General features: G+C 69.5%; 9 protein-coding genes. 4 read left to right on the forward strand and 5 right to left on the reverse strand.

Going from position 1 to position 14,201, the window contains the following annotated elements; genetic code table 11:
- Window positions 1-14 precede the first annotated feature (14 nt).
- Window positions 15-1,718: a site-2 protease family protein gene (locus ACN20J_RS11415; protein WP_419665827.1), complete on the reverse strand. Its 1,704-nt coding sequence runs from the start codon at window positions 1,716-1,718 to the stop codon at window positions 15-17.
- A gap of 145 nt (window positions 1,719-1,863) precedes the next feature.
- On the opposite strand from ACN20J_RS11415, the gene ACN20J_RS11420 reads away from it, so the two are divergent.
- Window positions 1,864-2,886, forward strand: coding sequence for a PD-(D/E)XK nuclease family protein (locus tag ACN20J_RS11420; RefSeq protein WP_419665828.1), 1,023 nt, complete (start codon window positions 1,864-1,866; stop codon window positions 2,884-2,886).
- A gap of 14 nt (window positions 2,887-2,900) precedes the next feature.
- The gene (locus tag ACN20J_RS11425; protein ID WP_055613352.1) at window positions 2,901-3,572 is read left to right on the forward strand and encodes a response regulator; all 672 of its coding nucleotides are present in this window, start codon (window positions 2,901-2,903) and stop codon (window positions 3,570-3,572) included.
- A 113-nt stretch (window positions 3,573-3,685) separates the two neighbouring features.
- On the opposite strand, the gene ACN20J_RS11430 is transcribed toward ACN20J_RS11425, so the two are convergent.
- From ACN20J_RS11430 to metH, 4 genes are all read right to left on the reverse strand, one after another.
- Window positions 3,686-5,269 (reverse strand): ABC transporter substrate-binding protein, encoded by a 1,584-nt coding sequence (locus ACN20J_RS11430; RefSeq protein WP_189840021.1) that lies wholly within the window; start codon window positions 5,267-5,269, stop codon window positions 3,686-3,688.
- A gap of 96 nt (window positions 5,270-5,365) precedes the next feature.
- Window positions 5,366-6,970 (reverse strand): ABC transporter substrate-binding protein, encoded by a 1,605-nt coding sequence (locus ACN20J_RS11435; RefSeq protein ID WP_189840022.1) that lies wholly within the window; start codon window positions 6,968-6,970, stop codon window positions 5,366-5,368.
- A 430-nt stretch (window positions 6,971-7,400) separates the two neighbouring features.
- On the reverse strand, window positions 7,401-8,102 hold the full coding sequence (locus tag ACN20J_RS11440) for an HAD family hydrolase (RefSeq protein ID WP_189840023.1): 702 nt from the start codon (window positions 8,100-8,102) through the stop codon (window positions 7,401-7,403).
- A 264-nt stretch (window positions 8,103-8,366) separates the two neighbouring features.
- Entirely contained in the window at window positions 8,367-11,894 is a 3,528-nt protein-coding gene (metH, locus tag ACN20J_RS11445; protein WP_419665829.1) for a methionine synthase, read from the reverse strand.
- Between the two features lie 330 nt (window positions 11,895-12,224).
- Here metH and ACN20J_RS11450 point away from each other — a divergent pair, with 330 nt between their 5' ends.
- Together ACN20J_RS11450 and ACN20J_RS11455 are read left to right on the forward strand one after the other, a co-directional pair.
- Window positions 12,225-12,989 carry an IclR family transcriptional regulator gene (locus ACN20J_RS11450; protein WP_189840025.1) on the forward strand — a complete coding sequence of 255 codons (765 nt, stop codon included), beginning with the start codon at window positions 12,225-12,227 and terminating at the stop codon, window positions 12,987-12,989.
- Window positions 12,990-13,387: 398 nt separating this feature from the next.
- The gene (locus ACN20J_RS11455; RefSeq protein ID WP_189840026.1) at window positions 13,388-14,176 is read left to right on the forward strand and encodes an MIP/aquaporin family protein; all 789 of its coding nucleotides are present in this window, start codon (window positions 13,388-13,390) and stop codon (window positions 14,174-14,176) included.
- Window positions 14,177-14,201 lie beyond the last annotated feature (25 nt).

Genomic DNA, 14,201 nt, shown 5'->3' on the forward strand with positions numbered 1-14,201 from the left:
CCTCGCCGCCGCCTTCAGGAGGGCCTGGCCATCGCCTTCACGAACGCCTTCTCCACGTCCGCCGCCGAGAGGACTCCGTAGATCTCGCCGGAATCCTCCACCACCAGGTACTCGGTCGCGGGGGCCGCGCGCAGGGCGTCGAGGAGGTCCTCGCCGGCCAGTTCGGCGGAGACCCGCATGCCGTCCGTCAGGTCCTGGGCGAGGCCGCTGACGGCCACCCAGGGACGGCGGTGTTCCGGTACGCCGACGATGGCGGCCTCGCGGACCAGGGAGAGGGGTTCGCCGTCGGGGTCGACCACGACCAGGGCGCGGGCGCCGGCGTCGTTGGCCCGGCGCAGCGCCTCCGAGAGCGGGGTGTTGGTCTCCACGGGCACCGCGCGCCGGGTGAGGGCCCGGGCCCTCAGCTCGGGCAGGTGTTCGCGCAGACGGGCCATGCGCAGGCTGTTCCCGGCGCCGGTCCAGATGATCGCGGCCAGGATCGCGGCGAGCAGGGCGTCCATGACGGTGTCCATGCCGCCGATGTCCGCTGCGTCGGTCCCGAGCGCCCCGGACTGGGTGAGCAGGGGCAGTCCGATGAGTACGGAGATCGCGAGGGCGCGGCCGACCCAGGCGGCGGCGATCGTGCCGCTCATCGGCTTGCCGGTGATCTTCCAGACGACGGCCCTGAGCATCCGGCCGCCGTCGAGGGGCAGGCCGGGGAGCAGGTTGAACGCGGCGACGATCAGGTTCGAGATCATCAGGCCGGCCAGCAGGACGCCCGGGACGGTGCCCGGCTCGACGGCCTGCAGGGCGAGGTAGAACAGGCCGCCGAGGATCAGCGAGAGCAGGGGGCCGACGAAGGCGAGGACGAACTCGCGGCCGGGGGTCTCGGACTCCTTCTCGATCTCCGAGACACCGCCGAAGAACTGCAGCTGGATGCGGCGCACCGGCAGTCCGAAGCGCAGGGCGGCGACCGTGTGGGCCAGTTCGTGGACGAGTACGGAGGCGTAGAAGGCGACCGCGAAGAAGAGCGAGACGAGGTAGCGGGTCATGCCGAGTTCGGGCAGGACGCGGTCGAGCTGGCCGCCGAAGACCCAGGTGATGAGCGCGGCGACGAGGAACCAGCTCGGCGCCACGTACACGGGGACGCCGAAGGGGCGTCCCATGAGCAGGCCGCCGCCCGGTTCCTTGCCGCGCCGGGAGGACGAGCCCTTCTTCCGCCCGGACTTGGGCTTGGTGGGCGGGGTGTGTGCCTCGGTGCGGTGGACGTCGTGGGGGTGCGCGGGCGCGTGGTCGTCGGAGCGGGGGGCCGGGGCGGGCGGGTTGGCAGGCGGTGTGGCGGGCGCCTTCCGCAGGTCGGCCGGCGGCCCGTCCGCCCGCTCTTCTCCGGCTTCCCGAGCTTCTCGGGCTTCTCCGACTCCAGCGGCTCCAGCGGGTCGAGCGGCCTGGTCGTCCGCCGGGACCTCAGGGTCGTCCGGGGCCTCAGGGGTTCCCGGGCTCTGGTCCGGGTGTCCCGCCGCCGCTGCCGCGTCTGCCTCGGGTTCGGGTTTCGCCTGGGCGTCGGTGCCGTGCGGCTCCTCCTCGGAGTGCGGCCGGGCCGTCGCGGCGGCCGGATCGCCGGGGCGCGGCCGACCCGTACGGCGCTCGTCCGCCTCGTCCGTGCCGGATCGCGGCTGCCCGCTCCCGCCGCTCTCGTCCACGATGTCCCCTCGTTCGACGCGTCTCCCGCTCGCGATCATGCACGGCGAGAGGTCCTGTGGTCGATGGTATGCGGCCGTCGTGTCGCGTTCGGCCCCGGCACCCCCTCTGTTTCCCACTGCTTGGCGTGCGCGCGCAGGTCACCGTGTGTCGCACTGTCAGTGGCGGGCCGTAAGGTCTGTCGTCATGGAAACCAGTGCCGACGGCGGGACTCAGACGGGCCCGCGACCCGAGCCGACGGGCAGCCCGGCCGTGCCCGCGGACGGGCCCGCGGACGGGCCGGTGCAAGCCCCGTCCTCCCCCGCGGCCGACCCGGTCGTGGCCGCGGAGCCCGCTCGTGTCACCGTCGCCGTGCCACCGGCCTCGTTGTCGCCCTCGCGGGCCGGGGACTTCATGCAGTGCCCGTTGCTGTACCGCTTCCGGGTGATCGACAAGCTGCCCGAGAAGCCGAGCGAGGCGGCCACGCGGGGCACGCTGGTGCACGCGGTGCTGGAGCGGCTCTTCGACGCACCGGCCATCGAGCGGACCGCGCCGCGCGCGAAGTCGCTGATCCCGGGTCAGTGGGACCGGCTGCGCGAGGCGAAGCCGGAGCTCGCCGAGCTGTTCGCGGACGCCGACGAGAAGGCGGCGGGCGAGCGGCTGGCCCGCTGGCTGACCGAGGCGGAGCAGTTGGTGGAGCGCTGGTTCACGCTGGAGGACCCGACCCGTCTCGAACCGGCCGAGCGCGAGCTGTTCGTGGAGGCCCAGCTGGACTCGGGCCTGAAGCTGCGCGGCATCATCGACCGCGTCGACGTGACCCCGTCCGGCGACGTGCGGATCGTCGACTACAAGACGGGCAAGGCCCCGCGCCCCCAGTACGCGGAGGGCGCCCTGTTCCAGATGAAGTTCTACGCCCTCGTGGTCTGGCGGCTGAAGCAGGTCGTCCCGCGCCGCCTCCAGCTCGTCTATCTGGGCAGCGGTGACGTCCTGACGTACGACCCGGTCCCCGCCGACCTGGAGCGCGTCGAGCGGAAGCTGCACTCGCTGTGGGAGGCGATCCGGCTGGCCACGGAGACCGGTGACTGGCGGCCTCGCCCCACCAAGCTCTGCGGCTGGTGCGACCACCAGTCCGTGTGTCCGGAGTTCGGCGGCACTCCCCCGCCGTATCCGCTGCCTGTGAGGGCGCCCGAGTCCGGCGGTGCCGAGCAGGGCAGAATGGGGCCGGACTAACGAAGGAGACTTACGTGGCCATCCGCGTCCTATTGGTCGACGACCAGCCGCTGCTGCGCACCGGCTTCCGGATGATCCTGGAGGCCGAGCAGGACATCGCGGTCGTCGGCGAGGCCGGTGACGGTCTCCAGGCACTGGATCAGGTACGGGCCCTGCAGCCCGATGTGGTTCTGATGGACATCCGTATGCCGCGGATGGACGGGGTGGAGGCGACCCGTCAGATCACCGGCCCCGGCCGGGACGGTCCGGCGAAGGTGCTGGTCCTGACGACCTTCGACCTCGACGAGTACGTGGTGGAGGCCCTGCGCGCCGGCGCCAGCGGCTTCCTCCTGAAGGACGCCCCCGCCAACGAACTGGTGCAGGCGATCAGGGTGGTGGCCTCCGGTGAGGCCATGCTCGCGCCCAGCATCACCCGTCGGCTCCTCGACAAGTACGCGAGCCATCTGCCCTCGGGCGACGAGCCGGTGCCGGACACCCTGCACACGCTCACCGAGCGCGAGGTCGAGGTGCTGAAGCTGGTGGCCCGCGGTCTGTCGAACGCGGAGATCGCCGCCGACCTGTTCGTCAGCGAGACGACGGTCAAGACGCACGTGGGCCACGTCCTCACCAAGCTGGGGCTGCGCGACCGCGTACAGGCCGCCGTGTACGCGTACGAGAGCGGTCTGGTGCGCCCCGGCGCGCAGTGAGCGCCCCCGCCGCTGACCGCTGACCGCTGGCAACAGAACGGCCGCCTCCCTCGAACAACTCGAATGAGGGGGGCGGCCGTTCTGCGTGTGCGCGGGGTGGTGCGCGGACGGGCTCAGTCCTTGCTGATCTCCCAGAAGCGGAACACCGTCGACGCGTCGAGGCAGTTCTCCAGGCCGTACACGCTGTCGCCGACGACCGCGTACTGCTTGGCCTGCCAGATCGGGATGATCGGGACCTGGTCGGCGACGATGTCCTGGAGCTCGCCGTACTGCGGCTCCGTCGAGGCGCGGTCGCTCTCGGCGGCGGTCTCGGGGATGAGCTGCCCGGTGACCGTGCGGTTCGTGTAGTTGTTGCCCAGCACGTTGCCCTCGCCGAAGAACGGGGCCGTGAAGTTGTCCGGGTCCGGGTAGTCCGGCACCCAGCCCTTCACGTACACGCCGTACTTGCCCGCCTCGATGTCCTTCTCGTACGTGTCGTACGCGACGGACTTCACGGTCGCGTCGAACAGGCCGCTCGCGTTGAGCTGCTTGGCGATCGCCCTGAACTCCTGGTCGGTGGAGGGACCGTAGCGGGTCGGCGTCGACCAGAGGGTCAGCTTCACCTTGTCGGTGATGCCGTCCTCCAGCAGCGCGGCCTCGGCCTTGGCGCGCGAGGGGCGGGCGCCGTAGGTGTCGAAGAAGGCCGTGTTGTGGCCCGTGATACCGGCCGGGATGATCGAGTACAGCGGGGTCGCCGTGTTCTCGTAGACCTCTTTGATGAGGGCGTCGCGGTCGAGCAGATGGGCGATGGCCTTGCGGACGCCCGCCTTGCCCGCCACCGGGTCCTTCATGTTGAAGACCATGTGCTGCACCTCGGCGCTGGAGCCCTCGACGACGTCGATCTCCTGGCTGCCGGTGGTGTCCGCCTCGATCTCGGCGACGTCCTCGGCGGCGAGGCCCCGGTAGGCGACGTCGACCTGGCCGTCGAGGATGGCCTTCTTCAGGCCGGCCTGGTCGCCGTGGAACAGCTTGAGGGTCACGCCGTCGTTCTGCGTCTCGGCGGTGCCCTTGTAGTTCTCGTTGACCGTGAAGACGGCCTCGTCCTTGCTGAACGACTCCAGCTTGTACGGGCCCGAGCCGACGGCCTTGCCGTCCTCGCGCAGCCCGTCCGCCGAGTACTCCCGGCGGTTGACGATCGAACCGGCGCCGGAGGCGATCTTGCTCGGGAAGGTGGCGTCGGAGTCCTTGAGCCGGAAGACGACCGTCTTGGCGTTCGGCGCCTCCACCTTGTCCAGCATGGGGAACATGATCGCGGGCCCGGCGTCGTCGTCGATCTTCATCATGCGGTCGAAGGAGAACTTGACGTCCTGCGAGGTGAGGTCGTCACCGTTGCTGAACTTCAGCCCGTCGCGCAGGGTGCACCGGTAGACCTTGGCCTGCGTGTCCGTGAACCCGCACTCCCTGGCGGCCTCCGGCTCCGGCTCGGTGCCGCCCTTGGGGAAGCTGAGCAGGGACTGGAAGACGTTGTTGAAGAGGAGCCAGGAGCCGGGGTCGTAGCCGGAGGCGGGATCCGTGGCCAGGACGTCGTCCGTCATTCCCATGACGACGTCCGAGCCACTGCCCCCGGAGCCCCCCGACTCCGAGCCGCATCCCGTCAGCAGGCCGGCGGACAGTCCCGCCACGACGGGCAGGACCGGCCACTTGGTGCGCATGTTCACGAGCGTGTGCCTTGTCGTTGATCTCTCTTGGGTCCGGTCGGGCGCCGTCGCTTCCGGCTCAGCCGCCCGGTCCGGTCGGGCGCCGTCGCCTCGGCCTCAGCCGCCGACCCCGCGGCCGAGCTCCCACAGCTGAAGCGTCGCCGAGGAGTTGAGCGCGTACTCGGCGCCGGTGATGTCGTCCCGGGCGGCGATGTACTGCTTGCCCTGCCACAGCGGCAGAACCGGGACGTCGTCGGCGACGATGCTCTGGATCTCCTCGATGCTCTTCGAGGCGGTGAGCCGGTCGGCCTCGCGGCGGGACTCGGGGATCAGCTTGCTGCGGATCTCCGGGTTCGCGTACGGCGAGCCGATGGTGTTGTCCTTGTCGAGGAACGGCGCGAGGTAGTTGTCGGCGTCGGGGAAGTCCGGGAACCAGCCCATGCCGTAGACCTCGTAGTCGCCCTTCTGCTCGTTCGGGCGGAACGTCGACCAGTTCTCGCCCTTGATGCTCACCTTGAACAGGCCGCTGTCGTTCAGCTGCTTCTGCAGCAGCTCGAACTCGTCCTTGGTGGCCGGTCCGTAGTGGTCGTCCGTGTAGTGCAGCGTCAGCTTCACCGGCGTGCTGATGCTCTCCGCGGCCAGCAGGTCCTTGGCCTTGGGGATGCTCGGGTCGCCGTACTTGTTGAAGAACGAGTTGGCGTGACCGGTGACGGTGGCCGGGACCATGGAGTACAGCGGGTCGGCGCCGGAACCGTACACCTGCGAGGTGAGCTCGCCGCGGTTGATGACCTGCGCCATCGCCTGGCGGACCGCCTTCGTCTTCACCGACGGGTCGTTGGTGTTGAAGCCGAGGTAGCGGATCTCCAGACCGGGCTGCTCGATCAGGTCGACGTCGGTGTCCTTGGCGTTCTGGAGCTTCTTGATCTGCGCGGGCGACATGGTGCGGGTCATCATGTCGATGTCGCCCTTGTCGAGCGCGGTGCCCATGGCGTCGGCACTCTCGAAGGAGCGCAGCTCGACCTTGTCGTTCTTCAGCTCCGAATTCCCCTTGTAGTTGGGGTTCTTGGTGAAGACGGCCTTGACGACGACGTCGTCCTTGACCTCGGCCTTGAGCGTGTACGCACCGGAGCCGCTGACGTCGAAGCCGTCCCGCAGCTTGTTCTTCTCGTAGTCGTCGGGGTTGACGATGCCCGCGACCGGCGTGGAGAGCTTGAACGGGAAGGTGGCGTCCGCGCTGTTGAGGTGGAAGATCACCTCTCGGTCGCCCTTGGTCTCCACGGTGTCGACGGTGGACAGCAGGGCGAATACACCGCTGTCCGCCTTGATCTGCATCGCACGGTCGATGGAGAACTTCACGTCCTCGGCGGTGATCGCGTCACCGTTGGAGAACTTGAGGTCCTTGCGCAGGGTGCAGGCGTACCGCTCGTTGCCCGAGTCGGTGAAGCCGCACTCCTCGGCCGCCTCCGGAGCCGGGTCACCGCCACCGTTGGGCATGACCATCAGCGTCTGGACGGTCTGGCGGAGGATGTTCCAGGTGCCCACGTCGTACGCGGAGGCCGGGTCGAGCGGCGCCGGGTCCTCCTTCGAGGCGGTGAACCGGTCGGTAGTGCCGACGACGATGGCGTCGCCGCCGTTGTCCCCGCTGTCGGAACCGCCGCACGCGGCGAGGACCGGGGCGAGCAGACCGATCACGGCCGGCAGCACCAAAGTCTTACGGTTCATGCTCGAAGTTCTCCAGAGCTGTCGTCCCGCTAACCCGGCAGGCCGGGTTGCGGCGGTGGGGTCACGGGGGTTACGGCGATGTCTCGATGAGATTAGTCCGCACCAGCAGGACCGTTCGCAGGTACCGGAGTTGAGCTCCCATCACGCTGCGAAACCGGGTGTGGACGCACCGAAAACCCGACAGCGGAAGGATTGGTGCAGCGTTCCATGAATCGGGACACAAGGACGCGTCGAACCGCACCGAAAGGGCTTCCAACACACAGCCGGGGCGGCTTGTCGACGGCCTGTGGCGTGTCGAACGTCACATCCTCAACTATGTGAGGAAGCACTCGAATTCGGCCACCCGGGACACGTGGAAGAGGATCGAATTACTCCGGTGCCGTGACCACGTAGTTTTTCCGGCATTCAATCATTCACCCTGGGTGAAGGATTAGCGCTTTTCCGTCATCAGACCTCGTAGAAAAGACAGGTCGACCTGTTCGAGGGACGGAACGACGGTGCGCCGGAACGCCGGAGCGATGGGTGCCACGGACGGTACGGCGACGACGTGGCAGCCCGCCGCCTCGGCCGCGGCGACGCCCGTCGCGGTGTCCTCGATGACCGCGCATCTGGCCGGATCCGCGCCCAGGCCGGCCGCCGCCAGCAGATACGGGTCGGGGAACGGCTTGGTCCGCTCGACCTCGTCGCCCGCGATCGTCAGGGCGAAGTTCTGAGGGCCGAGCGAGGTCACGACGCGGTCGATGATGCGCCGGTGCGAGGCGGAGACCAGGGCCGTGGGGATCCTGTGCGCGGACAGCTCGGCGAGGAGCCTCGCGGCGCCCGGCATCAGCGGCAGCGCGCGGCCGATCCGGTCCTCGAACCCGTCGTTCAGCAGCACCGTGAGCTCGGCGAGGGTGACGTCCGCGCCGGTGGCCTCGATGAGAAAGCCCGCGCTGCGGGTCATGGGGCCGCCGACCACCACGTGGCGCCAGGAGTCGTCGAGGGTGTGGCCGAGGCGGGCGAACACCTCCACCTCGGCGTCCCACCAGAAGCCCTCGGTGTCCACCAGGGTGCCGTCCATGTCCAGGAGTACGGCCTGCAGGGCGGAGCCCTCGGCCGTTTGGGTACCTAGTGCGGGGACCGTACTGGTCATAGGCGCACCTCCGTGTAGGGACGAGAAGGCCGGTTCCCTCCCGGGGAACCGGCCTGCACTGGACCGACCAGTGTACGTCGCCGTCGGAGGAAGTGCCTCCTGGCGTGGGTGTGTGCGGTGTCCCCTGCGGGGGCTGGGGGTCTTTTCTAGGTGCGGGCCCGCCGTCGTTGCCCGCGCAGTTCCCCGCGCCCCTAGTGGGGCGCCCCCTGCTGAAAGGCGCCCCCCTTGATGGCGGCGCCCGACCCTAGGTGTGGGGAACCCGCCTTACCTCGCGTTGAAGTACTTCGCCTCCGGGTGGTGGATCACGATCGCGTCCGTGGACTGTTCCGGGTGGAGCTGGAACTCCTCGGAGAGGTGGACGCCGATCCGCTCGGGCTGCAGGAGCTCGGCGATCTTGGCGCGGTCCTCCAGGTCCGGGCAGGCGCCGTAGCCGAGGGAGAAGCGGGCGCCGCGGTACTTCAGGGCGAACATGTCCTCGACGTCGGACGGGTCCTCCCCGGCGAAGCCGAGTTCGGAACGCACGCGCGCGTGCCAGTACTCGGCGAGGGCCTCGGCCAACTGCACGGACAGGCCGTGCAGTTCGAGGTAGTCGCGGTAGGCGTTCGCCTCGAAGAGCTTGGCCGTCTCCTCGCCGATCCGGGAGCCGACGGTGACGACCTGGAGCCCGACGACGTCCGTCTCACCGGACTCCTCCGGCCGGAAGAAGTCGGCGAGGCACAGCCGACGGCCGCGGCGCTGGCGCGGGAAGGTGAAGCGGGTGCGTTCGTTGCCCTGCTCGTCGAGGAGGATCAGGTCGTCGTCCTTGGAGACGCACGGGAAGTAGCCGTAGACGACGGCCGCCTCCAGCAGGTTCCCGGTCTGCAGCTGGTCCAGGAGGCCGCGCAGCCGCGGCCGGCCCTCGGTCTCCACCAGCTCCTCGTACGTCGGCCCGTCGCCCGTACGCGCCTGCTTGAGGCCCCACTGGCCCTTGAACAGCGCGCCCTCGTCGAGCCAGGAGGCGTACTCCTTGAGCTGGATGCCCTTGATGACGCGGGTGCCCCAGAACGGCGGCTCGGGGACCGGGTTGTCGACGGACACGTCGGAGCGGACCGAGCCCTCCTCGGGGCGCTCCTCGACGACCGTCTGGGCGGTGGCCCTGACCCGGCGCTGCTTCAGCTCGGGCAGGCTCGCGCCGGGCACCCCGCGCTTGACCGCGATCAGCGCGTCCATCAGGCGCAGGCCCTCGAACGCGTCGCGGGCGTAGCGGACTTCACCCTCGTAGATCTCGTGCAGGTCCTGCTCGACGTACGCCCTGGTGAGGGCCGCGCCGCCGAGGATCACGGGGTAGTCGGCGGCCAGCTTGCGCTGGTTGAGCTCCTCCAGGTTCTCCTTCATGATCACCGTGGACTTGACCAGCAGGCCGGACATGCCGATGACGTCGGCGCGGTGCTCCTCTGCGGCCTCCAGGATCGCGGAGACGGGCTGCTTGATGCCGAGGTTGACGACGGTGTAGCCGTTGTTGGACAGGATGATGTCGACGAGGTTCTTGCCGATGTCGTGCACGTCGCCGCGGACGGTGGCCAGCACGATGGTGCCCTTGCCCTCGTCGTCGGTCTTCTCCATGTGCGGCTCCAGGTGGGCCACGGCGGTCTTCATGACCTCGGCCGACTGGAGCACGAACGGCAGCTGCATCTGGCCGGAACCGAACAGTTCGCCGACGACCTTCATGCCGTCGAGCAGCGTCTCGTTGACGATGTCGAGGGCCGGGCGGGTCTGGAGTGCCTCGTCGAGGTCGGCCTCAAGACCGTTCTTCTCGCCGTCGATGATGCGCCGCTTGAGCCGCTCGTCCAGGGGCAGCGCGGCCAGTTCCTCGGCCCGGCCGGCCTTCAGGGACTTGGTGGTGGCGCCCTCGAACAGTGCCATCAGCTTCTGCAGCGGGTCGTAGCCCTCCGCGCGCCGGTCGTAGATCAGGTCGAGGGCCGTGTTGACCTGCTCGTCGTCGAAGCGGGCGATCGGCAGGATCTTCGAGGCGTGCACGATCGCCGAGTCGAGGCCCGCCTTCACACACTCGTCGAGGAAGACCGAGTTGAGCAGGACACGTGCGGCCGGGTTGAGGCCGAAGGAGATGTTGGACAGGCCGAGGGTGGTCTGCACGTCCGGGTGACGCCGCTTCAGCTCGCGGATGGCCCCGATCGTGGCGATGCCGTCGCCCCGGGACTCCTCCTGGCCCGTGCAGATCGTGAAGGTCAGGGTGTCGATGAGGATGTCCGACTCGTGGATGCCCCAGTTCTCCGTCAGGTCCTCGATCAGCCGCTCGGCGATGGCGACCTTGTGCTCGACGGTGCGGGCCTGGCCCTCCTCGTCGATGGTCAGCGCGATCAGCGCGGCGCCGTGCTCCTGGGCGAGCTTGGTGACCTTCGCGAAGCGCGACTCGGGGCCGTCGCCGTCCTCGTAGTTGACGGAGTTGATGACCGCGCGGCCGCCGAGCTTCTCCAGACCGGCGCGGATGACGGGGACCTCGGTGGAGTCGAGGACGATCGGCAGGGTGGAGGCGGTGGCGAAGCGGCCGGCCAGCTCCTCCATGTCGGCGACGCCGTCGCGGCCCACGTAGTCGACGCACAGGTCGAGCATGTGCGCCCCCTCGCGGATCTGGTCGCGGGCCATCTCCACACAGTCGTCCCAGCGGCCGTCCAGCATGGCCTCGCGGAACTTCTTGGAGCCGTTGGCGTTCGTCCGCTCGCCGATCGCCATGTACGCGGTGTCCTGGCGGAACGGCACGGTCTGGTAGAGCGAGGCGGCGCCGGGCTCGGGGCGCGGGTCGCGCACGGCCGGCGTCAGGTCCCGTACGCGCTCGACGACCTGGCGCAGGTGCTCCGGGGTCGTACCGCAGCAGCCGCCGATCAGGGAAAGGCCGTACTCGCGTACGAAGGTCTCCTGGGCGTCGGCCAGCTCGGGGGCCGTCAGCGGGTAGTGGGCGCCGTTCTTGCCGAGGACCGGGAGGCCCGCGTTCGGCATGCAGGACAGCGGGATGCGGGAGTGGCGGGCCAGATAGCGCAGGTGCTCGCTCATCTCGGCGGGCCCGGTGGCGCAGTTCAGGCCGATCATGTCGATGCCGAGCGGCTCCAGCGCGGTGAGCGCGGCGCCGATCTCCGAGCCGAGCAGCATGGTGCCGGTGGTCTCGACGGTCACCGAGACGATCAGCGGCAGGTCGACGCCGAGGGTGTCCAGGGCCTTGCGGGCGCCGATGACCGACGCCTTGGTCTGCAGCAGGTCCTGGGTGGTCTCCACGAGCAGCGCGTCGGCGCCGCCGGCGATCATGCCCTCCGCGTTCCGCTGGTAGGCGTCGCGCAGAAGGGTGTACGGGGCGTGGCCGAGGGTCGGCAGCTTGGTGCCGGGGCCCATGGAGCCGAGCACCCAGCGCTGCTGACCGGTCGAGGCGGTGAACTCGTCGGCGACCTCGCGGGCGATGCGGGCACCCGACTCGGAGAGCTCGAAGACGCGCTCCGCGATGTCGTACTCGGCGAGGGCCGCGTGGTTGGCGCCGAAGGTGTTGGTCTCGACGCAGTCGACGCCCACGGCGAAGTACGCCTCGTGGACGGAGCGCACGATGTCCGGGCGCGTGAGGTTCAGGATCTCGTTGCAGCCTTCGAGATTCTCGAAGTCCTCCATCGTCGGATCCTGTGCCTGCAGCATCGTGCCCATCGCACCGTCGGCCACCACCACGCGGGTGGCGAGTGCCTCGCGGAGGGCATCGGTTCGGGTCCTGCTGTAGGCGGAGGAGGACGAGAGGGACGGGTTAGGCGACGAGGCCATGGAAGATGCTCCCTGAAGTGCGACGGCTGTCGGCTTTGCGCTTCTCATGGAAGGCGCACGCCGCAAGGGTAGCCCGCGACGGCGCGCCGGGTCAGGGGAGTCCACGGGGCGGACGGGCGACACACACGCGATCTGCGGTGGGGATCACGTGGCTCGTGGTGGGGATGCGGCCGTTCGGCGCCGGGGGTGTTGCGGCCGCAACACATCACTGCAACTCATCCCGCCCACCCATTAGCGGGACATCGACGACGACCGGTAGTGTTCGACATTGCCGAACGGTGGCAGCGAAGCGCCGACCGACGGTGCGAGGGGACGGAGGGCAGGACGGCGATGGCACGGAACATCCAGTCGCTCGAACGGGCGGCCGCGATGCTGCGGCTGCTCGCGGGCGGCGAGCGACGGCTCGGACTGTCGGACATCGCCTCGTCGCTCGGCCTGGCCAAGGGTACGGCCCACGGCATTCTGCGCACGCTGCAGCAGGAGGGCTTCGTCGAGCAGGACGCGGCGTCCGGGCGCTACCAGCTGGGCGCCGAACTGCTGCGCCTGGGCACCACGTATCTCGACGTGCACGAGCTGCGGGCGCGCGCCCTGGTGTGGACGGACGACCTGGCCCGGTCGAGCGGCGAGAGCGTCTATCTGGGGGTCCTGCACCAGCAGGGCGTACTGATCGTGCACCACGTGTTCCGGCCCGACGACAGCCGGCAGGTGCTGGAGGTCGGGGCCATGCAGCCGCTGCACTCCACGGCGCTGGGCAAGGTCCTGTCGGCCTACGACCCGGTGGCGCACAGCGAGGTCCTGGAGGCCGAGCGCAAGGCGTTCACGGCCCGCACGATAAGCGCGGCGGACGCGTTCGAGACCGTCCTCGACCTCACCCGCGCGCGCGGGTACGCGGCCGATGTCGAGGAGACCTGGACGGGCGTGGCCTCGGTGGCCGCGCCCATCCACAACCAGCGGCGGATGCCGGTCGGCGCGGTGGGCGTCACGGGGGCGGTGGAGCGCGTCTGCAAGGACGGCGAGCTGCGCCCCGAGCTGATCGCGGCGGTCCGCGACTGCGCCCGCGCGGTGTCCCGCGATCTGGGCGCCGGGCGGTTCTGAGGTTCACAGGGACGCGGTTCTGAGGTTCGCGGGGACGCGGTTCCGAGGTTCGCGGGGACTTGGCACGGAAACAAGGCCGGTACGTCGACGACGTACCGGCCTTTTGACATGCCCTCGCGACCACACAACGTGCCAGCTCGCACGCGGTGCGCGGCCGTTCCAAGATCGATGTTTCACAGCAATGAATAACGATCGCGTTTTCGACAACGGAAGCCTTGACGGGGTGGTAACGGGAGAGCGAGACTCGCGTCCATCGGTCGGCATTGTCGAACACCTACCGGCAATACGCGTTAGAGTGTGACAACGCCAAGGGCCGGCAACGACCTCACCTGAGGTCGCGAACCACCGGAGGGACCCGGGGTTCGGCTTCCCCTGGACGAAGGACAAAGGAGTCGCGGGTGTCCAGCTCCGACATCTTCATCGGCGAGACCATCGGTACCGCCATACTCATCCTGCTCGGCGGCGGTGTCTGTGCCGCCGTCACGCTGAAGGCCTCCAAGGCACGCAACGCCGGGTGGCTCGCCATCACCTTCGGGTGGGGTTTCGCGGTACTGACCGCCGTGTACACCTCGGCGCCTCTCTCCGGTGCCCATCTGAACCCGGCCGTGACCCTCGCGATCGCCATCAAGGACGACGCCTGGAGCAATGTCCTGACCTACTGGTCGGGCCAGCTCCTCGGCGCCATGATCGGCGCGGCGCTGGTGTGGGTCGCCTACTACGGGCAGTTCCACGCGCACCTCACCGACCGCGAGATCGTGGGCGGTCCCGGCGCGCAGGACACCAAGTCCGTGGAGGCCCGGGAGGCCAAGGCCGGCCCGGTGCTCGGCATCTTCTCCACCGGCCCGGAGGTCCGGGTCGCGTGGCAGAACCTCGCCACGGAGATCATCGGCACGGTCGTGCTGGTGCTCGCGGTGCTCACGCAGGGTCTCAACGACAGCGGCAAGGGTCTCGGCACCCTGGGCGCGCTGATCACCGCCCTCGTGGTCGTCAGCATCGGCCTCTCCCTCGGTGGTCCGACGGGGTATGCCATCAACCCGGCCCGTGACCTCGGTCCGCGCATCGTGCACGCCCTGCTTCCCCTGCCCAACAAGGGCGGGTCCGACTGGAGCTATGCCTGGATCCCGGTCGTCGGTCCGCTGATCGGCGGAGCGATCGCCGCAGGCCTCTACAACGTCGCTTTTGCTTAGAGCCGTACGTCCGCTCGGAGTCGAC

Origin of the sequence: Streptomyces sp. 2-1, from assembly GCF_048564895.1 — a bacterium.
GTDB classification, from domain to species: Bacteria; Actinomycetota; Actinomycetes; order Streptomycetales; family Streptomycetaceae; genus Streptomyces; species Streptomyces phaeochromogenes.